31 protein-coding genes and 3 pseudogenes are annotated in these 26,143 nt (G+C 34.1%); 22 read left to right on the top strand and 12 right to left on the bottom strand.

From position 1 onward, the window contains the following. Positions 1-6 precede the first annotated feature (6 nt). From MHH71_RS28645 to MHH71_RS28605, 9 genes are all read left to right on the top strand, one after another. Positions 7-195: a hypothetical protein gene (locus MHH71_RS28645; RefSeq protein WP_033799318.1), complete on the top strand. Its 189-nt coding sequence runs from the start codon at positions 7-9 to the stop codon at positions 193-195. A 139-nt stretch (positions 196-334) separates the two neighbouring features. Further along, positions 335-703 (top strand): ArpU family phage packaging/lysis transcriptional regulator, encoded by a 369-nt coding sequence (locus tag MHH71_RS28640; RefSeq protein ID WP_006096910.1) that lies wholly within the window; start codon positions 335-337, stop codon positions 701-703. 53 nt (positions 704-756) lie between these two features. Continuing rightward, positions 757-1,014, top strand: coding sequence for a hypothetical protein (locus tag MHH71_RS28635; protein WP_139358609.1), 258 nt, complete (start codon positions 757-759; stop codon positions 1,012-1,014). 499 nt (positions 1,015-1,513) lie between these two features. Next, the gene (locus MHH71_RS28630) at positions 1,514-1,765 is read left to right on the top strand and encodes a hypothetical protein (RefSeq protein ID WP_018780430.1); all 252 of its coding nucleotides are present in this window, start codon (positions 1,514-1,516) and stop codon (positions 1,763-1,765) included. Between the two features lie 560 nt (positions 1,766-2,325). Further along, positions 2,326-2,550 (top strand): hypothetical protein, encoded by a 225-nt coding sequence (locus MHH71_RS28625; RefSeq protein WP_033799443.1) that lies wholly within the window; start codon positions 2,326-2,328, stop codon positions 2,548-2,550. 74 nt (positions 2,551-2,624) lie between these two features. Next, positions 2,625-2,798 (top strand): hypothetical protein, encoded by a 174-nt coding sequence (locus MHH71_RS28620; RefSeq protein WP_006097297.1) that lies wholly within the window; start codon positions 2,625-2,627, stop codon positions 2,796-2,798. Between the two features lie 4 nt (positions 2,799-2,802). Next, a complete protein-coding gene (locus tag MHH71_RS28615; RefSeq protein WP_006097298.1) occupies positions 2,803-3,012 on the top strand; it encodes a hypothetical protein in 210 nt (69 codons plus the stop codon). 341 nt (positions 3,013-3,353) lie between these two features. Then, positions 3,354-4,328, top strand: a complete 975-nt coding sequence (locus tag MHH71_RS28610) for a hypothetical protein (RefSeq protein ID WP_078212225.1) — start codon at positions 3,354-3,356, stop codon at positions 4,326-4,328. Positions 4,329-4,344: 16 nt separating this feature from the next. Further along, a complete protein-coding gene (locus MHH71_RS28605) occupies positions 4,345-4,800 on the top strand; it encodes a DUF6630 family protein (protein WP_078212223.1) in 456 nt (151 codons plus the stop codon). Between the two features lie 214 nt (positions 4,801-5,014). Here the strand turns inward: MHH71_RS28605 and ltrA are convergent, their stop codons facing one another. The 5 genes from ltrA to MHH71_RS28580 all read right to left on the bottom strand — a co-directional run bounded on the left by ltrA (position 5,015) and on the right by MHH71_RS28580 (position 11,411). Next, positions 5,015-6,664 carry a group II intron reverse transcriptase/maturase gene (gene ltrA, locus MHH71_RS28600; RefSeq protein ID WP_006096946.1) on the bottom strand — a complete coding sequence of 550 codons (1,650 nt, stop codon included), beginning with the start codon at positions 6,662-6,664 and terminating at the stop codon, positions 5,015-5,017. 631 nt (positions 6,665-7,295) lie between these two features. Next, a complete protein-coding gene (locus MHH71_RS28595; RefSeq protein WP_002162212.1) occupies positions 7,296-7,643 on the bottom strand; it encodes a ribosomal-processing cysteine protease Prp in 348 nt (115 codons plus the stop codon). A gap of 468 nt (positions 7,644-8,111) precedes the next feature. After that, positions 8,112-9,263 (bottom strand): IS4 family transposase, encoded by a 1,152-nt coding sequence (locus MHH71_RS28590; protein ID WP_033799347.1) that lies wholly within the window; start codon positions 9,261-9,263, stop codon positions 8,112-8,114. A 276-nt stretch (positions 9,264-9,539) separates the two neighbouring features. Next, on the bottom strand, positions 9,540-10,790 hold the full coding sequence (locus MHH71_RS28585) for an MFS transporter (RefSeq protein ID WP_033799348.1): 1,251 nt from the start codon (positions 10,788-10,790) through the stop codon (positions 9,540-9,542). Positions 10,791-10,817: 27 nt separating this feature from the next. Further along, the gene (locus MHH71_RS28580) at positions 10,818-11,411 is read right to left on the bottom strand and encodes an ArsR/SmtB family transcription factor (protein WP_002203041.1); all 594 of its coding nucleotides are present in this window, start codon (positions 11,409-11,411) and stop codon (positions 10,818-10,820) included. Between the two features lie 567 nt (positions 11,412-11,978). Between MHH71_RS28580 and MHH71_RS28575 the strand changes: the two genes are divergently transcribed. Continuing rightward, on the top strand, positions 11,979-12,431 hold the full coding sequence (locus MHH71_RS28575) for a VOC family protein (RefSeq protein WP_006097477.1): 453 nt from the start codon (positions 11,979-11,981) through the stop codon (positions 12,429-12,431). A gap of 36 nt (positions 12,432-12,467) precedes the next feature. Then, positions 12,468-12,644, top strand: a pseudogene (locus MHH71_RS28570) (VOC family protein); the annotation flags it as partial. Positions 12,645-12,707: 63 nt separating this feature from the next. Here MHH71_RS28570 and MHH71_RS28565 read toward each other — a convergent pair. Further along, positions 12,708-13,412, bottom strand: a complete 705-nt coding sequence (locus MHH71_RS28565) for an IS6 family transposase (protein WP_078212178.1) — start codon at positions 13,410-13,412, stop codon at positions 12,708-12,710. Positions 13,413-13,514: 102 nt separating this feature from the next. Next, a pseudogene (locus MHH71_RS28560) lies at positions 13,515-13,886 on the bottom strand (IS6 family transposase); the annotation flags it as partial. 81 nt (positions 13,887-13,967) lie between these two features. Between MHH71_RS28560 and MHH71_RS28555 the strand changes: the two are divergent. The 4 genes from MHH71_RS28555 to MHH71_RS28540 all read left to right on the top strand — a co-directional run bounded on the left by MHH71_RS28555 (position 13,968) and on the right by MHH71_RS28540 (position 16,782). Further along, positions 13,968-14,516, top strand: coding sequence for a VanZ family protein (locus tag MHH71_RS28555; protein ID WP_006097465.1), 549 nt, complete (start codon positions 13,968-13,970; stop codon positions 14,514-14,516). Positions 14,517-14,614: 98 nt separating this feature from the next. Further along, positions 14,615-14,971, top strand: coding sequence for a DUF3221 domain-containing protein (locus tag MHH71_RS28550; protein WP_033799494.1), 357 nt, complete (start codon positions 14,615-14,617; stop codon positions 14,969-14,971). Between the two features lie 511 nt (positions 14,972-15,482). Next, positions 15,483-15,626, top strand: coding sequence for a hypothetical protein (locus MHH71_RS28545; protein ID WP_018783670.1), 144 nt, complete (start codon positions 15,483-15,485; stop codon positions 15,624-15,626). A 211-nt stretch (positions 15,627-15,837) separates the two neighbouring features. Further along, entirely contained in the window at positions 15,838-16,782 is a 945-nt protein-coding gene (locus MHH71_RS28540) for a phosphotransferase enzyme family protein (protein ID WP_006097462.1), read from the top strand. A gap of 140 nt (positions 16,783-16,922) precedes the next feature. Here MHH71_RS28540 and MHH71_RS28535 read toward each other — a convergent pair. After that, positions 16,923-17,150, bottom strand: a pseudogene (locus MHH71_RS28535) (DDE-type integrase/transposase/recombinase); the annotation flags it as partial. 106 nt (positions 17,151-17,256) lie between these two features. Here MHH71_RS28535 and MHH71_RS28530 point away from each other — a divergent pair. From MHH71_RS28530 to MHH71_RS28520, 3 genes are all read left to right on the top strand, one after another. Further along, the gene (locus tag MHH71_RS28530; protein ID WP_006097460.1) at positions 17,257-18,693 is read left to right on the top strand and encodes an IS4 family transposase; all 1,437 of its coding nucleotides are present in this window, start codon (positions 17,257-17,259) and stop codon (positions 18,691-18,693) included. A gap of 577 nt (positions 18,694-19,270) precedes the next feature. Continuing rightward, the gene (locus MHH71_RS28525; protein WP_018783580.1) at positions 19,271-19,840 is read left to right on the top strand and encodes a dihydrofolate reductase family protein; all 570 of its coding nucleotides are present in this window, start codon (positions 19,271-19,273) and stop codon (positions 19,838-19,840) included. 304 nt (positions 19,841-20,144) lie between these two features. Continuing rightward, a complete protein-coding gene (locus MHH71_RS28520) occupies positions 20,145-20,513 on the top strand; it encodes a DUF3888 domain-containing protein (RefSeq protein ID WP_340725679.1) in 369 nt (122 codons plus the stop codon). 285 nt (positions 20,514-20,798) lie between these two features. On the opposite strand, the gene MHH71_RS28515 is transcribed toward MHH71_RS28520, so the two are convergent. The 3 genes from MHH71_RS28515 to MHH71_RS28505 all read right to left on the bottom strand — a co-directional run bounded on the left by MHH71_RS28515 (position 20,799) and on the right by MHH71_RS28505 (position 23,795). Continuing rightward, complete coding sequence (locus MHH71_RS28515; protein ID WP_016113421.1) at positions 20,799-21,515, bottom strand: DUF2812 domain-containing protein; 717 nt, start codon at positions 21,513-21,515, stop codon at positions 20,799-20,801. Beyond that, the gene (locus tag MHH71_RS28510) at positions 21,512-21,826 is read right to left on the bottom strand and encodes a PadR family transcriptional regulator (RefSeq protein WP_016113422.1); all 315 of its coding nucleotides are present in this window, start codon (positions 21,824-21,826) and stop codon (positions 21,512-21,514) included. The genes MHH71_RS28515 and MHH71_RS28510 overlap by 4 nt, the downstream gene beginning before the upstream one ends. 805 nt (positions 21,827-22,631) lie before the next feature. Then, complete coding sequence (locus tag MHH71_RS28505; protein ID WP_340725678.1) at positions 22,632-23,795, bottom strand: IS110 family transposase; 1,164 nt, start codon at positions 23,793-23,795, stop codon at positions 22,632-22,634. 363 nt (positions 23,796-24,158) lie between these two features. On the opposite strand from MHH71_RS28505, the gene MHH71_RS28500 reads away from it, so the two are divergent. From MHH71_RS28500 to hfq, 3 genes are all read left to right on the top strand, one after another. Next, positions 24,159-24,437 (top strand): AbrB/MazE/SpoVT family DNA-binding domain-containing protein, encoded by a 279-nt coding sequence (locus MHH71_RS28500; protein ID WP_078212270.1) that lies wholly within the window; start codon positions 24,159-24,161, stop codon positions 24,435-24,437. 167 nt (positions 24,438-24,604) lie between these two features. Beyond that, positions 24,605-24,940 carry a transposase gene (locus MHH71_RS28495; RefSeq protein ID WP_098624449.1) on the top strand — a complete coding sequence of 112 codons (336 nt, stop codon included), beginning with the start codon at positions 24,605-24,607 and terminating at the stop codon, positions 24,938-24,940. A gap of 27 nt (positions 24,941-24,967) precedes the next feature. Then, complete coding sequence (hfq, locus tag MHH71_RS28490) at positions 24,968-25,156, top strand: RNA chaperone Hfq (protein ID WP_006097696.1); 189 nt, start codon at positions 24,968-24,970, stop codon at positions 25,154-25,156. A gap of 81 nt (positions 25,157-25,237) precedes the next feature. Here the strand turns inward: hfq and MHH71_RS28485 are convergent, their stop codons facing one another. Continuing rightward, positions 25,238-25,378 carry a hypothetical protein gene (locus MHH71_RS28485; RefSeq protein ID WP_157753655.1) on the bottom strand — a complete coding sequence of 47 codons (141 nt, stop codon included), beginning with the start codon at positions 25,376-25,378 and terminating at the stop codon, positions 25,238-25,240. Positions 25,379-25,496: 118 nt separating this feature from the next. On the opposite strand from MHH71_RS28485, the gene MHH71_RS28480 reads away from it, so the two are divergent. Beyond that, complete coding sequence (locus tag MHH71_RS28480) at positions 25,497-26,102, top strand: hypothetical protein (RefSeq protein WP_078212149.1); 606 nt, start codon at positions 25,497-25,499, stop codon at positions 26,100-26,102. Positions 26,103-26,143 lie beyond the last annotated feature (41 nt).

The raw sequence follows: 26,143 nt of genomic DNA, 5'->3' as shown, positions 1-26,143 counted from the left end.
GAATAGATGATTCCAAGATACAAGGGTATAAGAGAATTCATGCTGTATAGAAAAGAACCAGGTTTTGGGAGTAATCAGTATGTTTGGATATTCGATGTATTTAAGTATCACGAGCTAATGCAACATTTTAAGGATGGATGGGTAATCCATGATGAGGATAAACAAATAGAAGCATTCAATAGAACAACAGCTTAATGGATAACGGAACGATGATGAGTAGATTGGTGGGGGCTACTTTACTAAGCATCGTTCCCTTATTCAGAAGATAGGTATTAAAATTTCACATACCTAATGTGAGTGTAAAAACTAAAATTCGAAATAGGGGGATTCCAACTTGGAACAATTATCTTTATTACCAGAAATCGATGATAAAAAGGTGCAGAAAGAGGTCGTGAGCATCTTGAAAGAATACAGAGCGCTGAAAATGCGATTCAATAATGAAGTGGAACAAGAAGGAATCAGTCTGTTTCCAGAATTACGTGATTCGAGAGTAACAAGTAGGATGAAGGTGCAACAAATCGAAAAGGCATTAAACAATATCCTAGATGATGATGAAAGAAACATCATTACTATGAAGTTCTTAGATAATAAACCAGTGAAAGATGCATTCGTACAAAATGAATTGATGATGAAGAACTCATACTTTTATGAGAAGAAGAAAAGTGCTATTAAATTGATTGCTACTACATTAGGAATCATTTGAAAATGGCAGAGAAAACGCAGAGATATAGCGTATTTTTTGGGGAGTTTTTGCAAATGGAATCAACGGTACGATTATCTCATGAAGGTTCTTTGAAAAGAGAATACGCTTCATGGGATAGCGTGCCCATTATAATTACGTTACTCGGTGACGCGGAGGCTAGAGGGAATAAGAGCTTCCCAAAATTATTTTGTATTTATCATTCAGCTCAAGAGTCGTCGCTTGGGTTGAAAGTAAACATAATACTAGATGTCATGTCTATGATTTCTCCACATTTGAAAATGGAATGGGTGATGGTTTATATGATTGAATGAATCGCACATTTCAAAACAAGTAATACGTAATAAGAACAAGAATGCATCGTTATTTTGAGCACATTACACTTTTATCGATTACTCACGAATTTTTGATAAGCAGAGAGCTTCCGCTCTTTGTTTGAGCCAATACAGTGGTTATCCCCTCCGCCTAAATGTGTTGGTTCACGCAAGGCGTCGGAAGAAATGATACGTCTTGATATAGGTTAAAGGACCTTTATAAGAGAGGACCCATACCTCTCGAAGTTTACGGACTATAAACGAGAAGACTTTCGTTCTTCTCCAAGTTACTGACACGATATAGTATTGATGCGGTGACTTGGAGAAGATTGAGAGTAATCTTGACCTTGAATTGATTTATTTTCGAAATTCTCCTTTCGTGAATGTTTCTCCCATCCCTTTGGAAAGCTGTCACTTCGGTGATAGGTTCTTATTTATTTGAATAAAAGGATAATTATGGTTTTTGTTGAATAAATAGAATGGGAAAGGTGGAGAAATTATGCAATATGTAGAAATGTTGAAAGAATTAGCGATTGGAGGAATATATACCGAAAAACAAATTTCTAATTTGTTATGCAATAATAGAAAAGAATTAACTATTTTATGCGATTCTGTATCAAAATTCGGTGAATCTGAAACAGAAAGATTTCAAGTGATGGGTAAATATGAAATATACGTTCATAGAAATGAAGGTTACTCTTATCATGCACCATCAAGAAAGACAATGGTTTATGTTATAGAAAAGATTTAAAAGCATCCATAACGGTTGCTTTTTTATTTGTTATATAGAAATTACACAATAAACGTAATTGAAGAATGATTTAGGTATAACGCTAATTGATAAATCATACAATGATACAGAACGGTTTCCAACATGTTACCCCATCGATTTTTACGAGAGAGCACTTAACTTGGGGGAGTGTTCTCTTTCGTTTGCACACAAGGAAGTTCTCGACATACAATATCAGGTCAACATAAATACACCATTACTCGCATAACGAGCTCTATAAATAGGTATAGAGCTCTTTTATTTGCACCTTTTGAGATGGACAAGCATATATTATAGTGTAGGACAACCTCTCTCAGGTCCTATTCAATACTCATTGAAAACTCCTACACGTTTGGGCATCTACTGATGTGGATGCTCTTTTTAATTGAACAAAATGGACATTTGAAGAGATAGTACTTCCGCTTCCTTTTCTTAAAATATTCTTAAATGCATCTAGATTTAAGGATATAAAAAAATGAGAATGGTATAATTTTCTAAAACGAACTAAATAAAGTTGATTTTAGAAAAGGGGTAGAGGAAAAATGTTTCAAAAATTCAAATTTTATTTAATCAGCATTGTGGTCAGTTCGATATTAGGGGGAATTATCTTAGGTACTAATTTCTTGTTCCAAAATATATACGGATTAATTGCAGGTAAAGGATTTTATTTTAATACGTGGCCTTCTATTATTATATTTTGTATAGTGTTTATTTCTAGTTTTGCATATATGTTGAGGAAGGGTCCAGATATACTTATTAATGATTAATTCTATAGTTACTTCGTTAGGCGCTACCGTTATCGGTTTAGCGTCTTATTTTATTTTGAGAAGGAAGAGATGGGATGTTTTGGTTAGGAAGCTTAACGGGATACTTTCTAGGTACACTTGTTACTTTACTGGTGATTTACTTTGGATATCGGATTGGTGAGATGAATAAGGTGGAAGAAGAATGGATTGAGAAGTCTGCTGAGAAGGAAATGGAGCAATTGAAAGCGATAAGGGAAGATAAGGGATGAGAGGATGTTAGAGTTAACTGTGAAAATGGTTGATGGACAAGAGTTATATGTGAGAGGTTATGAAGCACAACGAATAAAGGAATTAATCGATAGACAAGGACTAGCATTTTTTACTCCTGGGTCGTGGTTTGAGTTAAATAAAATGAGTAACAGTAAGGCGATTAGATTTGTTTCTATTGATAAGGTAGTGACGATTGAATTTGACGAATCCTAACAAAACAAACAAACTCAACGAACAAAAATAGAGATAGCTAACTAAAAAACGAGGTAGTTCTGTAAATTCTTTAAAGACAACGTTTTGAATGTATACTTTTGTTAGTGTTTTTGCTTAAAATGGTTAAAATGCTATAAAGTCAGTAAAATCAATGTTTTGAATGTAAACTAATGGGTGTTAGTTTACATTCGATTTTTTAAGGTAAAAGGCTGAATAATTAAGAAAAGTGAATTTAATAAGTTACTATAATTTACATTTGAGTTAAAATAAGAGTGGTTGAAACTGGGGTCTCACTTATGTTTAGAAACAGAAATTAGAAAACATACAAATGGGAGGATACAATGATAAACCAAAAAAAGTTAGAAATGGCTTTTAAAAGATATAGCAAAAATTTTGTGGATGGAATCAAATTTGAAGATGTTAAAGATGAATATAATGTTAGTAGAAGAGAGAATGAGGAAATCGTTGAGCAAAATGAAACAGATAAAGATCACATACTATTAATAAATCTAAACCAAATTTCTTCATATCACTTGTCACTATGGAAAAATGATGTATTGATCAGCGGTGGAAACAATGTAGAAGGATTAAAGAACATGCAGAAGGTCTTATTTTACCAGTGCATGGGACAGGATCTCTATACAATCAGGTATCCTGGGATGATGTTGGAATATTCGTTTAGAGAAGTCGTCCTCACATTAGTTCATTTTGCAATGTATGGATGGGAGAAAGAAGAAAATATATTATATGATTTTATGGCTCATCACTTCGGTGGACATTTAATAAATGCCAATGAAAAGGATAGACATATTTGGTTTTTGCTAGAGCTGTACTTGCAGTATAAAAATAAAACCATCATGGGAACGAATGAAAAATTGCATCTAGCCGTAATAAATAAGTTTAAGGAAGCTGAACTACGATGCGACTTAATCCCTGAAGACCTGAACATTTATGATGAAGTGCTGGGACGTTGGTCGACTGGTAATTTAGAAGAAATAGAACATCTAATTTCGATAATGTCTGAGTATCATTCTGCATTAGCTTCTGAAATCGGACAGTTCGGTGAATTTGGTGATTTCAGATACGGATTTTATCCTTTTGAAATCTTATTCTTGATCCATGTAAGAAAACAACTAGGATTGCCAGTACCTACTCAATTCGATAATTTTCTGATGAATACTCCAGAAGCGAAAATGGTATTTGGAGAACGTGAGCCATACCCTGAATGGGACCCCGTGCTTCAAATGATTGATCAATTTTATCGTAAAAACTACCCGGAATATATTCCTAACAAGCATGGAGAATTATTTCAATAAAAGGGAGGAAGCTAATATGCCTGATCAAGGGATAGCGCAGATTATATTTCCTGATAGCAAGGATTTGGAAACGTTTTTGAAGGAACAAGGAAGTTATGACTTACATGAAGACCTATTAAAATATGGATTGACGACGAAACAGTTTTTATACGTTGACTATAAAGGTGAGCAATACCAAGAAATTGTCAATTTTATTCTTGATTACGAATTTGCCCACCAAATTGAATTAGCAACACAAGAAGAACTCGAAAAATTAGAAGCATTTAATTATGAATTTTTACCTGAAAAGATTAAGGAGGCCAACAAAATACTGTCACCAAAGGGGTATGGACTATTTTCATATCCAAATTCGGGAGACTTCTTCGCACTATTCATTGTAAAAATAGAGAATATAACAAAATTGCTGCAAGAAGAAGTGCTGATTGATGATAGAATCCCTTTTCAAGAAAGGTGTATCAAGTATTATAGATAGACCGGTTCTGGTACAAAAACCTCAAGGCAATTGCAATTTGGGGTATCGCCAGCATTTTGGAAAAAACCACGCTAAGAAAAAAATAAGCCATCCATTTGGACAGCTCATTTAGTCGGATAAGCGAGGGGCATCACTGCCCCTAACTCTCCTAAGAACCGTACGTGACAGCTTTCCCGTCATACGGCTCAAGCCTTCTTTTTATCCAAACAACTTCTTACTTGATGCAAGGTACATGTACTAGCTTTGTAACCTTATTTGAGTGTATTGGTAAATCACGTATAATAACCTTTTCTCCATTTTGTAGTGGTTGTCTGCATAATGCACAACGATACCCTTGTTTTTTCGCCAGTTTAATTCTATCTAAGGTATTTGTTCCATCAAAGACCTTACGGTCTCGCTTTTCCCAGTATTCTTTAAGAGTAGGGTCATCGGGACTGTTCTTATATAAGACCATCACATGCCGTTTAATTTTAAACCAAGGCATTTGTAAGAGCTGGATATTTGTTAGAGGACAGGTCGGAGTCCAAGATTCCTTGCCTCCGTGATGAGGCTTTTTGAAGTAAGTCTTCTTTATCCATTTCCATGATTTCTTAGGGTGCAATCGGATAAGATGTTTACATATTTTCTCGAAAATATAATGACCGATTTTATCATATGTCTTTTGAGATACGACATGTCTCCAATATTGTCCATACCCTCTAATAATTGGGTTTAACACTTTAATGAGTTCCCCAATAGGCTGTCCTCTCATGATGCGGAACGTATTCCTTATCTTTTCCTTTGCCTTCTTAACGCTATCTTTGCTGGGTTTAATCAGTAATTTATTCCCTTTCCACGTTTTGTACTGACGTACGGAAAAACCTAGGAAATCAAATCCCTCTTCAATGTGAGTCACCTTTGTTTTTTCAATACTCAGCTCAAGTCCTCTTTTATTCAAGTACGGTTGTATCTTTTCATATATGGATTGAGCCTGTTGTTTCGTTTCTGTTAAGACAACGAAATCATCCGCGTATCGAACAATCGCTATTTTGCATTTAGGATGAATTGCGTAGCTTTCATTGGATTTATATGTCTTTCGATATATAACGCCAAGTTCCTCCTCCATTCCGTGTAATGCAATGTTAGCTAGAAGCGGGGATATAATTCCTCCTTGCGGAGTTCCTTCCTTTGTTTCAGAGAAAGAATGTTGATCTATATATCCAGCCTCCAACCATCGCTGAATCAGTGTTTTTCCTGGAAAACTGTAAGTTTGTTTTCGTATCCAATGATGACTTAGATGGTCAAAGCATCCTTTAAAATCGCCTTCAAATATCCACTTTTTCTTACTGTTTGTGTTAATCTTATTAAAGATATTACTAATGGCATCGTGTGTACTCCGCTTCGGTCGGAACCCGTATGAGGCGGGGTCAAATCGTGCTTCCCATTGCGGTTCTAGCGCCGTTTTCACCATATTTTGATAGACTCTGTCTTTGATAGTTGGAATACCGAGAGGTCTCAGTTTTCCGTTTTTTTTAGCGATATAGGTTCGTTTCGCTGGCTTGGGAAGATGTTGAAATATACTGAGCCTCTTTAGCTGTCGGTATAATTCGTTTCTTTTTCCAGAATGAAGTGCTGTATAACCGTCTACTCCAGAGGTACGCTTTCCGTTATTCTGTTGTGTTACTTTTCTAATGGACAACAGTAAGTTAGCTTCACTCCGTAGGAGTAATCGTTGAAGTTTCCTGACTCTTCTAAGTTTCTTTTGTTGTTCGGCACGATAAATTCTTTGTCGTAGCTTCATCACATACTTTTGGACTGTATGCCAATCTACTGAATTCCAATTTGTATATGAAGCGTGCGCCGACGCTCGTTCTGAGGTGTTCATAACTGCACGCTCCTTTTCATCAAAAGTTAACCACAAATGTATTTATGTGTTGAAGACCTATGGGAAGTGGGCCCTCTTTCAAGTCTGTCATAATGTGTTCAAAAGGACGACAGTATCCGTTCAGTTATACATTTTTGCTTTCCTGTTACCTTTCGGTATAACGGCATTTGCTTTCTCCCATATCCCATACCCTCTGTTACATCGTTTGACCTTTCGATCTCTCTACTGTTTATACAGATAACATAGGGCTTACCAAGTTCCACATTCCACAGATGCGATAGGGTTAGGCAGGTTCTTTACTCCGAGCAAGATGCGGGACGCAGCACAGTAGTATTATGACCCTACTTTTCCTCTTGCCAATACCCAAGCAAAGCCATGCATTATCTTGAGCTAACGTTTACGAAGCTTACAAACCTTCACTCTCGTTTACCATACCTATCTTCTCCTAGCAGTGTTCCGGACCATGCATTTGTCCTCTGTTTCCGCATTTCCTCATGCAACCTACATTCCCGTTACCAGAAATACAGTTTCGGATGGAGACCTTCTTTGCGTCTAGAGGGGTAGCGTAAGCTACACTGTGGGAATGCAACTTCTTGTCGCACCATAATTATCGTTATCTGAAGTTCTTCAGTTATATATTTTTTGTAGTAATACGTATATGTTTCGCATAAGTTTTCTCTAAATCTCGAAGCGTATATGCCATAGACTGTAATAATAATTGTATATCATGACCAGACTTAGAAAATCCTTTTTTATCATTTCTATCAATTGGTATTATTGCTTTTAAATATCCATCGCGTACCTCTGTTTGCATTTTTACTTGGCAAAACCTTTCTATAGCATTCACTGTACCAATAGTTATTGTTGAAACACTAGCACAAACAATATCTTCACCATAAGAGGAATAATTCGCATGACCATCAACAATAAATCCGTTAATGTGATCCAAATTGTTATGTAATATCGAAATAGAAATCATAAAAGATCAATCACCTTCTCCCTTTTTAATTCATGATAAATCCCCATCTTTTTCTTTATTGTATCATTCAGAAGAAAGGATGTATTGCGAAATTTTGGTTGTATAAGATATTCATGCAAAGCTAACATAAAGTCTCATTATCGGTAGCAAGGACAAGGTGGAATCCTACTCTCACAAGGAATCCGCCTTTTTCTTTTTCTATGACTCTATTCATTTTTCTATACATTCCTATCCTGGCGTGGGTTTCAGGGTTCCCGTTTGTTATTGGATTAGTCCAAAAACTGTATAAAATCTTACATACTCTTAGCGTGGGTTTTTTCCAAAATGCTGGCGGTACCCCATCGCTATCAAGCTAAGCTCATACAACGTCAATCATAGTAGAGATTGCTTCTTTTTTCTAAAGGCTACGTGTAGTAAATTTAAAGATTTGCATACGAAATAAACCCTAACGGGTTTCATTTTTTTAAATTAAGCCGCTTGATTATCAGACATGGTACAATTGTAAACGACACCTAATATATCAAAGACTGTTTTCTTCTCATATCGATGAGATTTTCTCCCGTTTTGCTGTAGGAGGTTGAACAGGCGAATTAGAATCTTTGATAGCTCTTGGGTGTCTTTCTGTATAGCTTGGAAAAGAAGAAGAAAGTAATCTTTAATCATATATATGGCCTTATATTCACTCAGTTCTCGTTTCTTTTTCATAAGAAGTAATTGCCGCATTTGAAACATGGTAGAAGAACAGAGCAGAATGGCAATCAATTGCCCATACAAATGGCATTCCAATCGTTCTCGTTTTATCTTTTTACAATGATGAATATAAAAGAATGATTTCCACGTTTTAAATAAAATCTCGATTTGCCAACGTAAAGAATACCAATCATGCAATTGTCCCATTGGGACAATATCTGTAGGAGTATTTGTCATATATACATTGATACCGCTAAGTCGTTTACTACGAGCGGAATACTTCATTCCTTTCTTTTTTTCTCTTACAGTTTGATCTTGTAATCGTTTTTGTTGCTGTTCTTTTGTTAGTCGATGAACAATCACACGAGTTGGGACACACAAGGAACCGTAGGTTCGATCATGTTGTTTACCTGGACCTGTATGAATATGAAGGAACTGTCCACTTAATAAATCATACTCAAGCTGAATCTTTACTCCCGCTGTATGGCTGCATCCTCCTGCACCTGGATAAACGAATGAAAAAGGATCTGGAAGTTGAAATGCAGTTGAATCTAAAATACGAATACGCTTGAAAACAGAAGTATATGGAGAAGAAATCGGCATAGATGAGGTCAATTTTTGGTTTAGTAGTTCAGCTAATATGTGTTGTAAAAATTGGACGGCTGATTTATTAAATCGTTGATTCAGTCCCTCAGGACTGATGAGCACTTCTGTTGATGCTTCTAAACAGCTAGATAACTGAGTTAAAGAAGTCGTAGCAACATTTTGGCTCATCCATACACATAAAGCGACTAAATCTTTTGCTTGGTACTTACTAGTTCGTTGTACAAAACCAACATCTCTAGCAAGATCTCTTAAGATATGTGGGGATAAAAAGCTTTGAAGTTCTTGACCAAATAGTTGTAATTCATCAGATACAGAAATAGACATACAAAACGCCATCCTTTCCTATGATTCTACAGAAAGAATAGCGTATTTTTTCATTTTATGGAGTATTTTGTTTTGGGGAACAATGAATTTTTTAGTTTTAATGTATTGTATTAAAAATCAATATGCTAATACCGAATAATATACTTATTTCCAATAAAAATAAGATACCTCTGTACACCCAATACGGAAAAAATTTTTAGTACATTTATAAATAGCATCGCTCCACCTGCTTAACCTGAACCAACATTTAATTTCTAGAAATACTGCACTGTTTAGTTAATTTGTATCACGTACAATTTTATATTTTGTTATAAAAAGAATGGATAAGATAGTTATGAGTAGGCCACAACATAGTAGAATGTTAGATATAGAAGTGCCAAATGTTAAGCATATAGATACAAAAGCATAAGATAGCGGAACTAAACCGTTCGAAGAGGCATTTACGAAACTCATAACTCTCCCTAGCTTATCTGTTTCACTGTTTTCTTGAATAATAGACACCAGTGGTACATTAATCATAGAAGACATGAAACCCATCATCACAAGTAAAAGGATTCCTTGCCATAAAACATACATTTGACCAAGGAGAGAAAGAAAAATACCAAGAAAAGAAATAAGTATTAGAATAGAAAGACCTCTATTTTTCCTAATATTTAAAAGCCCAATCAATAAAGCGCCTCCTAGCATTCCTCCTTGATAAGAGCTTTGTAAAAAACTTACCTCAACTGCCTTTCCATGTAATACCTCGCTCGCTAATAATGGAATTCCCATAAGTAAAGGGCCAAAGAAGAGGACGTTTATTGTCATTAAAATAAAAAGTATAGATTTTAAAAAAGGCATGTTCCATACATATTGAAAACCTTCTAATAGCTCTTGTCTGGTAGATGCTTGCTTAGAAGACGGTGAAGAATTTTTTTCTTTAATACATAAAGTGAAAGCGGATGTAATTAATAAAAAGCAAGCAACGAAGAGAAATAAAACCGAGAAAGAACTAACTGTAATAATCCAGCCGCCTATCATTGGTCCGGCAAACATTGCAACTTGATTGGAAGTTTGAATAAAGGAATTAGATCGAGTTAACATCTCTTTTGGGACTAGAAGAGGAAGAAGAGACTGATTCGCTGGTGAAAAGAAAGCATCCAGAATTCCAAATAGTAGTGCAAAAAACAGTAACGACCATAAATTTAATAGATGTAAATGTAATAAAGTAATCATTACAAAAACCAGTAAAAAACGCGTGAAGCTAGAAACCAACATAATTTTTGAACGTTTAAAGCGATCTGCCCATACACCTCCAACAGTCATTAGGAGGACTCGCGGGATTAGAGTTACCATCATGACAATCCCAAGTGTTGATTCCTGACCTAAAGATCGAATAACATACCATTGCTCTGCAAATAGGTAGGTTGAAAGAGCAAGAAAAGAAGAGGTACTAGATAACCAAAGAAATAAGAATGCACGATTTTTAAATAATGACATGCTTGTATACTTAGGTTGAACTTGTTGTGATATAAACGGCTCACTCAAAGAATATTCCTCCCCACAAATAATGAATTATAAATCTTCGTTAAAGAGCAGTTGATCAATTTCAAAACCTGTGATTGTAACATAAAAGTTTTTATTAGTATCAGTTTCTGTGGAAGCTGCTAAAGTTTCTTTAACAAGGTTTCTATACTGATTTAAAAACTTTATAAATTGTTCTTCTGTTAATGAGAATTCTGTTTGCATCGAGATACTTGGCCAATCTTCAACATGGGAAGATGTTAAATCGAATGAGGTATCTGGAGCAGTTAATACTCTTGTTTGTGCACGATGTAATACTTCTAAATAGGATTGTCTTGTTGCCTGTTGCGATTCAATGTAGTGAAGTAAGTGATTTGCAGGAATAAAGCCACGCGAAACAGCCTGATAGTACTTTAAAATATTCCCTCCCTGTTCTTCTTTTTTTACTAATTGAATGATGTTGTGTTTTTCTAGTTCGCGGAGGTGATAGAGTATTTTTGCGCGAGAAAGATTTAAAAGCTGAGCAAGTTGATGACCTGTATATGGCTTTTCGACTAAGTATATAAGCATTTTTGTACGTAATGGATCGCTTATTACTTTTAATTGTTCATATGTTTCGATAATGGAAATGGCTTTTTGTTTCATTATGCATCATCCTTTTTTTAACCAGTTAAATTTATTTAACTCAATTGTATTACAATTTTAAATAAAAAGAAAGTTAATTTAGAAATTTCTGAATTAAAACGAAGACAGTAGGATTCCATGTAGGGGGCCTACCACACACATCCATCAACTTAAGAAAACAAATCCACCCCAAAACGAAAAAATGAGCTCTTTTATTACAAATTAGGACAAAATCTCGTTCTGGGGGAGTTGTATTTTCTTAGCTTGATAGCCATGTGGCGGTACCCCATGCCCATCAACTTAAGAAAACAGAGCAATCTCAAAAAGAAAAAGTAAGATGAATCCTTATAACTAACTGTAGAAAAACAGAATTTTTGTGTAGGCCTTTTTAAAGATAGTAACTTGATGGGGATGTGGTGATACGTGGGGATTCTACGACAAAAGTAGTAGGATTTCCACTTGAATTTCATCTTTTAGATTGATTCATTTAGCTGTTTATTTTAATAAAATAGTGATTAGGTATATTGAGCTTAAAAGATATAAAATGATATTGGTAATAATTAAATACTTATAAAAGGAGGAGTTTTGATGATTAAAGGGATTTTTGAAACACATATTAATGTAAGTAATTATAAAATATCCGCTGAATTCTATGAAAAATTATTTAATATTATTCCTTTGTATGAAGACTCTAATCGAAAATCTAAATTTTACTGGATCGGAAAACCTGGAGAAGCTATGTTTGGCATTAGAGAAAATTATCCTTCACCGGAGGTTCAGCGTCAACATTTCGCTTTTAGAGTAGATGTGAAAGATATTATTAAAGCGAGAAATTATTTAAATGAATTAGGAATTGAATCTGCAAATTTCTTTGGTGGAAATTCCGAAGAATTAATGGTATTCCCTTTTATGCCTGCTGTGTCGATTTATTTTACAGATCCAGATGGTCACTCAGTTGAGTTTATTTCTATGTTAGAGGATAAACCAAGACCGGAACTTGAAATTATGTCCTGGAAAGAGTGGGAATTTATACACGGATGATAATTATAAATTACAATAAAGAAGGGAATAAACATAATGATACAAAACATATACGAAACACATTTACATGTAAGAAATTTAGAAAAGGCGATAGATTTCTATCAAAATAAGTTAGGGTTAGCATTAGCAAGAAAACTATCTAAAAGAAGAGTGGCTTTCTTTTGGGTAGGAGAAAATAAAAAACAAATGCTTGGACTATGGGAAGTACATAATATGGTTCTGGTGCGAAAATGTTAGTTAGAAACATAGAGTAACATTTTCCTCTATATTTCTAGCTTATGAAGATAAACCAAACAATTTATGAATAAATTGTTTTTGATTTTGGACAGACTTGTTCTGAACAAGTTGTCCTTTTTTCATCATATGCATGGCTTCGACACCACTCAATATAGAAATTGCTGTTTTAAATGACTTGAATCCTAACATAGAGTGAACTCGCCTTTTAATAAACCGGTGATCTTGCTCCACTATGTTATTAAGATATTTCACTTGTCTAATTTGGATGCCTTCTGGCATCCTTTTTTCTTCTTTTAACTCCTCAATTGCTACAGGATAAGCGGGGTTCTTATCTACTGTTATCACGCGGGGTTTAGAAACGTACGAAAAAGCCAAGGCTTTCTTGAAAAAGCACTTGGCTGCTTGTTTATCTCTTGATTTACTTAGATAAAAATCAATGGTATTTCCTGCTGAATCAACGGCACGATATAAATACATCCATTGCCCTTTCACTTTAATATAAGTTTCATCGACTCTCCATGAATCATTTGTTGTTTTAAGATGATGTCGTAATTTCTCTTCTAATTGAGGTCCATATTGATGAACCCATCGCATAATCGTTGTGTGAGCTATAGATAAGCCTCGTTCCTCCATCATTTCCACCAGGTTACGAAAGCTCAAATTATACCGTAGGTACCACCTTACTGTTAATAAGATGAGTTCCGGCTGATAATGCTTCCATTTGAACAAATTTTCCTTTTCCATATCGATCACACACCTTTTTCTAGAGTAATACTATCAGTATGTCCAAGTTTAAGAGATTACTTGCAAAAGTTTTAGAGTTTTTGCACCAGAACCCGAAAAAGCCAAGGCCTTTTTGAAAAAGTGCTTGGCTGATTGAGTATTTCTATTTTTACTTAAGTAAAAATCAATCGTGTTTCCTTTTGAATCGACAGCACGGTATAAATACATCCATTGCCCTTTTACCTTAATATAGGTTTCATCGACTCTCCACGAATCATTTGTTGATTTAAGATGATGTCGTACTTTCTCTTCTAATTGAGGTCCATATTGATGAACCCAACGCATAATTGTTGTGTGAGAAATGGATAAACCTCTTTCTTCCATCATTTCCACTAGGTTTCGAAAGCTTAAATTGTACCGTAGGTACCACCGTACTGTTAATAAGATTAGTTCAGGTTGATAATGCTTCCATTTGAACAAATTTTCCTTTTCCATACTGGTCACGCGCCTTTTCTAGAGTAATGCTATCAGTATGTCCAAGTTTAAGAGATTTTTTGCACCAGAACCGGGAAAACTATGTTTATAAATTTTAGGTTACCAGCCCTTTTATTAATTATAATTTGGGTTCTTTATAAAGTTATCTATTATAGCTTAAACAGAAATAGGTTTAAATTACATAGGGAATTACTCTCTACTTTATGTTTTATATATGCTGTAGGAGTAATAAGTGTAACTATTTTCCCTTTAGCAATAGGTCTTCAAGAGTCGTTCCCAACGAAAAATAATTATGTTCCTTTTGCGAGTATAAACGAACTACTACATCATTTTTACTTTATGGTCCCTTTGCGCAATATAGGAGGAAACATTCTACTGTTTGTACCTTTTGGAATTCTAATACCAATGAAATTCAAAAAAGTAAATAAAGGGTTTAAAATAGTATTGTTGGGGTTTTTAAGCTCTTTGACAATTGAATGTATCCAGTTATGGCTTACTTTTAGATCATTTGATATTGATGACATTATTTTAAATAGTTTTGGGGTATATATTGGATTCTTAATCTATAAGTGGATCACTCTGATTTTTATGAGTAGACAATCCGATGAAAAGATACATCAAGGGCTTTAATCCAACTTCTAATAACGAGAATAATGTTAACTAATAACACTTAAAGTTAACAACTGCATTTTCTCCCCAAGTGATACGAAATTTAATGGAGGTTGATCATGTTTAACAAATCATCTTACCATGCTCTAATTTTGATACTATTGGCAATACTACTTCTTTCTGCTTGTAATAAATCAATGGTAAATAATAAAAGTGAAGGAAAAGACACATTTACCTTTCAAGGAAAAATTGTCAAACTAGATAAGGAACATAAACGAATGCTCATCTACACTGAAGATCATGGAAAGGTATGGGTGCGGATTCCTAAGAATGACGAGATACAAAACTATGAATTGGATCAAGAAGTTGGTGTTTGGATAGAAGGAGGAATAGAAGAAAGCTCTCCTGCTAAGGCAAAAGCGTCACGTATTGAAAAGATTGGGAAATTGCTTTTGCCTAAAACCTCCAGCGAATAATTACTTCCGCTAACGAAAATTATGTAAATGAGCTGTCCAAATGGATGGCTTATTTTATTTTTAGGTTAACGTGGCTTTTTTCCAAAATGCTGGCGGTACCCCATGGCTATCAAGCTAAGAAAATATAACTCCCCCAGAACCAGATTTTGTCCTAATTTGTAATAAAAGAGCTCATTTTTTCGTTATGGGGGGTGACCTGTTTTCTTAAGTTGATGGATGTGGGCCTCACCATACATGCCCATCAACTTAAGAAATTAATTGTTCCCCAAAACGAAAAAAATAAACTAAATTCCCATGGATACCTATGAAAAGAAGAAATTTTTGGAACTATAAGAGTTAGTAATGAATTTCTCGATATGGATATTAATACCATTGTTGGTTGTAATATTCAACAGTTAATGTAATATGATGAAAAAGTGATGGTTATCACCCTATTTGTTTCTCCTTATGCCATAGATAAGACCGAGCTCCTGGTCTTATCTTTTTTTGCATATTTTCTTAGGGGGGAAGAGTGAAGAAATACACGGATAAACATCCTGACATGAACCATGCAATTAAATTACGAAAACATACCAATAAAACAGTAAAGGAAATATGTCAGATTACAGGAGTGAGTCAGGATGCTCTATATCGTAGATTAAAAGAACTTGAATAAAGTCCTTTTTTGATTTGTAATTAAACCCCAGAGTGGCCCCTCATACCCTGAATCGTTTCCGTACCTCTTATGGAAAAGTTTCCCACATTCGATATACTATTAAGTGCGAAGGGGTTTTTTTGAAGCTGGAAGAATTACCTTATTATTAAACTAACAAAGCAGGTTAGTTTTGTAAGGAAGTCATTATCTATATTGAATTGGAGGAATTAAAATGTATATGGAACAAAAGATACTTGAATTACTTAACGAATTATATCCAGTGAATTTTATTAAAGTCGAATCAGTAACAAATGAAATGTATCGGTGTATTGCAGAACAAGGTGACTTCTTCGCTAGAATAACGAACTATAAAACATATGATGAACAGTTAGAAGAGGTTAAATATACAAACTTTTTATATAATGAAGGATTTGGTGTCCCGCCTGCCATATCTTCTTTAAACGGTAAATTAGTAGAAAATATAACACTTGATAAGGACGTTTTAACTGTTTTATATAATGCAGCTTCTGGTGTACATTTACCAAGAAGTCAATGGAATGCCAATGTATTAAAAGAATTAGGTCGGCAAATCGGTAGATTACATCGTTTATCAAGGAAATTTGAAGATATAATGCCGACTAAATATATCAACGATTGGCATGATAATGAGGAATATGATTTTCATAAATATATACCTAAAGAAGAAAGTACTATTAGAGAAATAGCACATAAGGTGTTATCTACAATTAAAAATTTGCCAAAATGTAATTCTACATATGGTTTACTACACGGGGATTTATGGTTAGAAAACATATTAGTAGATAGTGATTCGAAATTGACAATGGTTGATTTTCAAGATTGTGAAAAACATTATTATATATTTGATTTAGCCGTTCCAATATATAGTGCGTTGGAGTATTCGTTTGTAGGGAATGGCAACATAGTTGACTATGGACGTTCTATTACGAAAGCAATAATCGACGGATATCAAGAGGAAAATGATATATCTCCAGAGATGTTAGAGAAACTTTCTCTATTTATTAAATTGAAGGAAATATTTGAATATAACTTAATGCATATGTACTGGAATAAAGAGAGGTTAACTGAAGAACAAATACGAATAATGAACCACTTTAGAATAAGGATTGAACATAATTACTCTATTCTTAATATTTAACCAACTTTTATTATTAAACTAAACTACGTTAATCATGTTTAGGGGCATAGCGTGAAATTTCCTATGGCACTTGCGGTTCTGGTGCAAAGATAAAATAAAAGAGAATATAGCGCATATATTTCTAGTGGAATTGTATTTGATGCTGCTAGCCCGAATAATTGATGGATGAATTCTTTCTGGTTTTGAACAGACTGATCCTGTAAATCAATCTGTTCTTTTTTAATCATATACATGGCTTCTACTCCTGCAAGAATGGATGTAGCTGTGCTAAAAGACTTGAACCCTAACATAGAACGCACACGTTTCTTAATAAAACGATGATCTTGTTCCACTATATTATTGAGATATCTAACTTGTCTTAGCTTTATCGGGTCACCTTACATGCCCATCAACTCAAGAGATTTTAATACTCTCAAATACCAAAAAACGTTATCCTTTCTAAACAAGATAAATTAGAAAGGATGACGTTTTCTTATGAATCCCTCGATTCAAGATGAACTACTACCATTTGCAGAAGAATTACAACGATATGTTACACCTGTATTCTTAGAAGAACTTGCAAGAGAAATCGGATTTATAAAACGAAAACGTAAGTTCTCTGGATCAGACTTAGCTACCATTTGTATTTGGATCAGTCAACGGGTGGCAAGTGATCCCTTAGTCCGATTATGTAGCAGGCTTCATGCAGCTACTGGTACTTTACTCAGCCCTGAGGGCTTAAATAAACGTTTAAATGCTAAAGCAGTTTTGTTTTTACAACATATTTTTTCTTTACTGTTACAACAAAAAATATGTGAACAAACGCAATTTTCTAATCATCTCTTCTCTTATTTTGGGCGAATTCGTATCCTAGATGCTACCTTATTTCAAGTGCCAAATGCTTTAGAGAATGTATATCCAGGCTCTGGAGGATGTGCCCAAACAGCCGGAATCAAAATTCAATTAGAATACGATCTACACAGTGGGGAATTTCTTAACTTTCAAGTTGGACCAGGAAAAAATAATGACAAAACTTTTGGTACAGAGTGCTTAGATACCTTACGACCAGGGGATTTATGTATTCGTGATTTGGGTTATTTTTCATTGGAAGACTTAGATGAAATGGATCAACGAGGTACATACTATATTTCTCGTTTAAAATTGAATACGAATGTATATGTGAAAAATCCGAGCCCAGAATACTTTAAAAATGGTGCAATTAAGAAACAATCGGAATACATACAAATCGATGTAAAACAGATTTTGAAACAATTACAGCCTGGAGAAACATTTGAATTAAAAAATGCTTATATTGGTGATAAACAACAGCTGTTTGCACGCGTCATTTTTAATCGATTAACAGAAAAGCAACTTCAAAAACGACAAGCGAAAATCGCGGAAAAAGAAAAATCACAAAATAGAACGTACTCAGAGAAAAGTAAAATGGTAGTGGGATTAAACGTATATGTGACGAACACACCTTGGGAATGGGTTCCGATGGAACAGGTACATGAGTTATATACTTTGCGTTGGCAAATAGAGATTGTCTTTAAAACGTGGAAATCACTCTTTAAAATAGATCATTATCGCAATGTAAAACAGGAACGATTAGAGTGCCAACTATATGGAAAGCTCATCGCCATTTTCCTGTGCTCCTCTACTATGTTTAAAATGCGTCAACTACTTTTACAAAAGAAGAAAAGAGAATTAAGCGAATATAAAGCAATAGGAATGATCCAAGATTATTTATATCTTCTGTATCAAGCTATACAGAAAAACACCCAAGAAATAACAAAGATTCTAATCCGCCTATTCCACCTACTACAGAAAAACGGACGGAAATCTCATAGGTATGAGAAGAAGACAGTCTTTGATATTATGGGTGTTATCTATGAATATAGTGGATTTAGAAAACAAAAGAAAACTGCATAATCTTTAAAAATAATACCTATTTAGGTTTATTTGGCATACTCATTTTTACGGATAAAAAGTGTTTTAAGAGTTTTTTAGTATATTTGAACGGAATTTCATTTTGTTTCTGTTCTTAAGTTGATGGGTATGGCCTCACCATATCATTTCGGGAATTTTGTACGTTTAGACACAATTTAGACACATTTGAGCGGTTTCCTGTACGTTAAATTAAAATGAATAATTACTATTTTTCAGCATATCCTAACTCTTATCCTATAAGGGGTACAGCCGAGATACGTGTAATTTTGAGTCATAGGCTTACTTTTATTTCCAAACGCAACCTATTGAACTTATAACTAGGTTTCGTTACGTCTGTTTATAATAAAGAGCTTGTCATTGTCTATTATGGGTTAACCCTAATCATCCATTAGTTAGTTACTGAAAACACTTTGTTCCAATTGTATGATTAGGGTGTATGATAATAAGTTAAAAAATAAAAGATTAGACATACGAAGGATTTTTATAAAACTAATAGTGTGGATTTTAAAAAAACTTGGCGGGAGAAACAATATATAAATGATTAAGGGGAGGAAGAGTTATGTCCAATAACGTAAGACAAAGAAGAATAATTTTAGATTTAGCAGTTACTTTAGATGGTTTTATTGAAGGGAAAAATGGGGAAGTTGATTGGTGTATCATGGACTCTGAGATGGGGTTTATTGATTTCTTAAATCAAATTGATACTATTTTATATGGAAGAAAAAGCTACGATTTATGGGGACAATTTACTCCAGGAATTGAAGGTACCAAAGCTGAAAAAGAACTTTGGGAATTAGTTCACAGTAAAGAAAAATATGTGTTTTCTAGAACACAAAAAGGGATTGATAATAAAGCAATATTCATAAATGATAATATTCTTGAAGAAGTAAATAAATTAAAGAAAAAGTCTGGTAAAGACATTTGGCTATATGGCGGAGCAAGTCTAATTACAACATTTATCAGCTTAGGGCTTGTGGATGAATTTAGATTATCTGTTCACCCTGTTATTTTGGGAGAAGGAAAACCGTTGTTTATTGATATAAAGCAGAGGTTGAATTTAAAAATGGTTAATACAAGAACGTTCTCCTCTGGCGTTGTGCAACTAATCTATCATTTGAATGAGAATTGATAATATTGCACATTCCAAAGATAAAATACAATAAATATCATTAAGAAATACTCGATAGTAATTGTCATTTCTTCAACAATAAGGCGCGATTCTTGAATAACATAGGTAGAAAATAATTGAACTTTTTTATAAAAACCCAAACATAAATCTGCTAAGGAAGAATCCTCTTTAATCAAACTTTATTTCAAAGCTACAATAGATAAAAAACTCGATTTAAAATCAGGTTGGAAATAAAAGTAAGCCTATGACCTATTTTTTCACGTATCTCGGCTGTACCCCTATAACATAGGTTGGAGAGGACTTTATGCTAAAACATAAATTATCCATAATAATTTATGGAATTATAATAACATTTTTCTTTATATCTCCATTGAAAGGGAAAGCAACCAATGTGTGTAATAAGGATTTTTATGATTCTTATAATACTTTATTGGCTCCATATGCAAGTCAAGTTATTAGAAAGCAACTTGGAACATATCATCAATATAGTTTAACAGAGACAAAAGTTATAAAAGTTGAGCGATATCCAAAAGGAACTTTTAATTTTCTTGTCACAGTTGAATATCATACTTATGTAAATGCTCATAATCCTCCGAGTTACAAAGTAACAATTACTTTTAATATTGATCCCAGTGGGGTAAAAGTTAAAGAAGTGAAACAACAGCAAGAATAGAAAAAACAGTGAAGTATAAACTCACTGTTTTTTTATGTACGTTAAGAGATATTTGTTCAGAAAACCTTATGTTTATGAACAGAGGCTAAAACTCAAGATGTAAATTTAGGAGATAAATTGCACTTGTTTTAAGTGCTATTTTGCACTATAGGTAAACATAAAAAAGCTATCAATTCCATGATAGCTTTTTTATAACTAAGTACGATTATTTTAATACTCTTTATTCCACTAACGCACCTTTTAGCTCAATAACAATGTCTAAAACTTTATTATTCGAATCCTATACTAAGCTTTCTTCCCCCTCATTTTATGACAAAGAGACATGATAAGCCAAATAGCAGTTGGAAGTGCGATTGCTCCAATAATCATAGACGCTAACATGTTAACTGCACTGCCAGCGGCGTATAACAATATAAAAACAGCAATTAAGAAGAGAAGGGCTCGTATAGTTTTCAAAAGATTAACTAAGCCTTTTTTTTCTTGTACCTTCCATTTGTTATTATATGTTGCGATTACAGTCCAAGCTGTTGGAAGTGCAATGACAGTGAAAATAACTGCGATTGCCAACAATATGGATTGTAATGTTCCAGAGCTTATCATTGCTCCAACCCATGCAAGTACTGTTATTAAAACGAACGGAATGGCAAAATAATTCATAGAACGGGCTAAATTCCCATACTTTTCTACGGATGTGCCACGGTCACTATAAATTGGTTTTGTATTAGGTTGTGCTCGAAATAAATGAATATCTCCTTCTGAGGCAATATGCGACCAGCCAGAGAATGAAAAAAAGTCCAAGTATTCCTCTGCTTCCCCCTCTTTTAATGAACGATAATCTACACTGTAGATATAATCTGAGCATTCTCCTTTTTCAAGCGTATACCCCATAAACTTAAAATCACTGACATGCCACCCCTTCAAAGAAAATCGGCGTAATTTTTCCATGTCCTTTTCCTCAGAAAAAGCTAACCCGCCTGACGTAATATACTTTGTTTTTCTCATTCTTTAACCTCCTTCAATCCCGTTTCTGCTAATTGAATCATCAGTTTCCTTATCTTCACATCTTCTTCTAATACTTCTCTGCCCTTGTCAGTAAGCAGATATGTTTTACGCCTTGAATCCGAACCATCATGCAAATAAATCCATTCTTGTTTTAATAACTTTTTTATAATCGTGTACATTGAAGCAGGACCTATAGTAATTGCCCCATTTGTTGTTTCTTCAATTAAGCTCATAATTGCGTAACCATGCCCTGGTTTAGTTAAAGCAGCCATAATATAAAACACTGAATCCGTTAGCTCAGTTTTTTTCAACCCATCACCTTCTATATCTCTTTAATATGTATCGCAAAACGATATATCTAAAAACAATATATCATGATATGATATATATATCTAGAGTTATATCATAATTTGATACATCAATGGATAATATTTATCCTTTATAATCAAAAAAATCCTTGCAAAATGGTCTCTTCGCCAAATCGAAAAACAAATGATGTTCTTGTCCATCATCCTTCTATAACTATACTGATCCGTTACTTTAAGTGCATTACTTCACATTCTCTATATTTATATTGTTAAAAGAATAGCATTATCTGTTCCAAAACTCGTGCAAAATAGCACTTAAAACAAGTGCAATTTATCTCCTAAATTTACACTCAAGAATATCAACATTTTTTAGCTATAATCTTGTTCATAAAGTGTGTAAATAATTCAATGTTCATTTAATCTGTTGTTTTTATCTTTCTAAACACATAATCATCCTCTATGAACGCTGTCATAGTAAGGATTTTCAGTCCTTAGCGTACAATTTTCCCAGAATGATATAGTGACCCCTTTAAGCAAAGGTTTAAACACATTCTTGTTATGATTGTGAGTTTTTGGGTCATTATGTTTCTCATGTATGGTGAAAGCCTGTTACAATGAGAAAATGGCATAGGGTATGAGAAATATAGAGCTATAGAATATAAAAGACCTGTGGTGTGATGTCAAGTAATGATTCTAGTAATTTAAACACTTAATTTGCTATTTCAGCTTAAAAAAGGCAATACGAAACTAGACCATTAATAATCTGTAAATTAATGGAATATAGAAGAAGGAAGAATGTCAGTAGACATCATCTATCAACGCTCCTTCCGGGCGTGTAAATTTGGTTGTTGCGTAGTAGCGCATCCACCAAACGAACAAATTTTCTTGCGGTTAATGCGAGGGCTCGTTTGTGCTTATGCTTAGGTACTTCGGCAGATTTTTTCACATAATAGTCACGATATTCAGGGGCATGACGCCTTACAGAGTTGGCGGCTTCAACTAAGTAATAACGTAGATACTGATTCCCTGATCGTGTTAATGACGTGTTTTCTGCAGTAAAGCGTTCAATTTGACCAATTTCAGCCACAATACCGGCTGCGAATACAGGACCTATACCTGGAATGCTTTCAAGCGTTTGAGGTAGCGATGACATCAAACTTTCTATACCTTTCTCAATCTCTTTAATTTGAGCTTGATACGTGCGCATAATCTGGATAGAGGTGCTTAGTAGAAGGTCAATAGAATCTTCTACCACTTTACTTAAACGATAGGATCCTCTGACAGCTTTTTGAATGGATTTTGCTATTTCTTCTGGATTACCAAAACGATTTTTTCCTTTTTCCTGAAGAAAAAGAGCGAGATCTTGTAAGGGCATTTGAGCGAGTTCTTCTAAGCTGAATCGTTCTAAGAATAATTCCATCATGGCATTTCCGAAGACAGAGGACCCAACGTCTTGTGTAAATTGACTACACTTTAATCCTAAGTGTTGAAGAAAATGTTGTTTTTCTTTTGTTAAGGCATGTACGAGTTGATAACGAGAACGAGTTAACTGTTGTAAGGCAATGTATTGCTCTTCCTTCACAATCGACATCGTATGACGTCCAAAACGAACATAGTCTGCAATGACAAATGCATCAATGGCATCTGTTTTATCCATCTCTGGATAACTTTTCTTAAAGTTTGCAATTTGTTTTGGATTAATCATAAACACTTGAGAACCGTAGGTTCTTAGCTCCTTATCATTGTGAAGAAACATAGCTGGATGGTAGCTATAAATCGACGTAGATTCTAAGCCAATCTTAATCACTTCACAGGTTAATTTGGAAGCTGTGTTCAGAATTTTTTCTTTTAATATTATGGCTCCAGGTAAGTCATTTGTAATGGTGAACGATTCTAATCGATCACCTTCACCATTTAAAAAACAAACTTTTGCATCTTGAGAGCTCACATCTAAACCAACAAATAGTTTCATGAGAGAGTTCCTCCTTTCTTTTAGAATCATTGGAAAATCTCTTTCTTGGACGTCTGGGGATATCCCTAGTGTGAACGCTGACCAACATCCTCGTGTATAAGAACTTACCCTTGCTTCAAAAGCCGCCCTAGCGCTACTAACAGCTAGGTTTGAATCAAGGAGAACAGCCTGTGAGTAGGAAGAATAAAGCGAACACTGGGAAACAGTCTTTTAATGTAGTTAAAGCCTACAGGGAGAGGGAGAATTGTCCCAAATGATCCTTACTTTCATTATCTAGGAATATCCTCGGACGTCCAAGAGAACATTGTGTTAAATCGTCGCTTGAAAGAGTAACTAAAAAATAATATACGAGGGAGAGATTTCATGAAATCAACAGGAGTAACTCGAAAGTTAGATCCATTAGGACGTATCGTTATACCAATGGAGTTAAGACGCACGCTGGAAATTGAAGAAAAGACACCATTAGAGATTTATGTAGAAGGTGAAAAGATCATCTTGAAAAAATATGAAGCGCATGGTGCTTGTGCAATAACAGGAGAAGTATCTGATAAAAATATTTCTTTAGCAGACGGAAAGATTACGCTAAGCCCAGCAGGTGCAGAGCTTATAATAGAGGAATTACAGAAGAATCTGGTTAAATAATCGGCTCCTTTTAGAGGAGCTTTTTCAAGATGAATATTAATAATTTCACGTACCATAATTATTAATAACTAAAACAAAAATCTTCATCAAGGGATTCTTTCCCTCTTTTGAAGTCGATGTACTACGATAGTTATATATTCGCTTTGATAGTAATAGGGGGCGTGTCTATGAAAAATCATATAAAAGTTAATGGACAGATCCGTCAAACAAATAAGAAATGGTCGCATCTCAGACAACAACAAAAAGAACGCATTTCTAATTGGCTTCGTAGGGAATATACAAAATTTGTACAATTGAATCATAGAAGACCTAAAAAATACGAGCATGATGAGATTCTTAGTGAAGTAATGGATCGAATAGAAGAACGTGAAATTTGGATTCCATATGGGGAAGTAAAGAGATATTATTTAAGTAAAATCGGTAAATGGTTTCGAAAAATCAAAAGCGAATGGGAATCACAAATACCTAACAATGAAAAGCAGATGGTATTAGAAGAAAAGTAACTACAAACAAACGAGGGGGCACATTCCATGTTTAATTTACAAGAAGGCATGTATGAACAATTGAAAGGTAAAAAAGAGGAAATCACTTTATTTTTAAAGAGTGGGGTTCCAATACGTGGGCAAATCCTTGCAACAGATAGATTTACCGTCCTAATGATGGTTGGTGGTAAACAACAACTGGTCTATAAACAAGCCATTTCTACAATTGCCACGTAATACATACTGGATTTATGTAAATATTTCTCAATATTATGTTATTGCTATATAGACTATAATATAAGTAATTCTTTTTATTATTTATATTTTTGTTATTCCCTGTTGCAGAATCCTTACAATAAGGATTCTTTTTTTATTGTATTTCAACAAAAATATTTTTGCCCCCATAATTTTTAAAATTTCTCTTGTAACCCTTATCCCTATTATTCTCTTGCAATTCATAAAAATGCCCCCATAATTAAAAGATGAAAAAATATTCTGAAAACATATTTACACATACAATATTTGTAAGATATGATGACATTGTTCTACAAATTAAAGACAATAGGGGGATGATGTTATGAAAAGAAAATATTTAGCTAAAGCAGGGGTATTTGCATTAGCAGCAGGAATAATCTTACCTTCAACTGTTGCACATGGAGAAGCTTTGCCTTCTTCTGTATCTGCATCTACAGCAAATGTCGATAATGCAGAAATTGATGATGTATCTGTAGAAGTTTACGATAAAGATGGGAATTTGGTTAAAACATATTCTAAAGAGGAATTAGAAAAATTTAATCAAGACATGGCTAAAACTCCTCTAAGGAGTTCTAAGTTTGGTGGCAATGTTCAAAATAAAACAGAGCTTACTCCTCTTGCTATGAATGTTCATAATTTTGGATATATGGAATTTAGTAACTATCAGTGGATTGATGATGGCACATCATTTTACCTACCTCAAAGTGTACAGGTAGAACCACTAACTAGGACTACTGGATTGGCAGTACAAATATATCATAATAGTACGAAACATGCAGAATATAGAGTTAAAGGTTCCTTTTCAAGTGGATTAAACATTCCTATTTCTCACCTTTTAAATGGTTCTGGTAATTATTATGAACTTAGACTTAAAAATTATGGTGGGGGAACTATATATCTTGATAGTGGACAAGTTTATTATAAATAATACAATTTCTTAAATTTAATAGTTATATACATGTAAAAAAG

This window comes from Bacillus sp. FSL H8-0534, from assembly GCF_038005885.1.
GTDB classification, from domain to species: domain Bacteria; phylum Bacillota; class Bacilli; order Bacillales; family Bacillaceae_G; genus Bacillus_A; species Bacillus_A pseudomycoides.
This window is presented reverse-complemented; position numbering and strand designations above follow the sequence as displayed.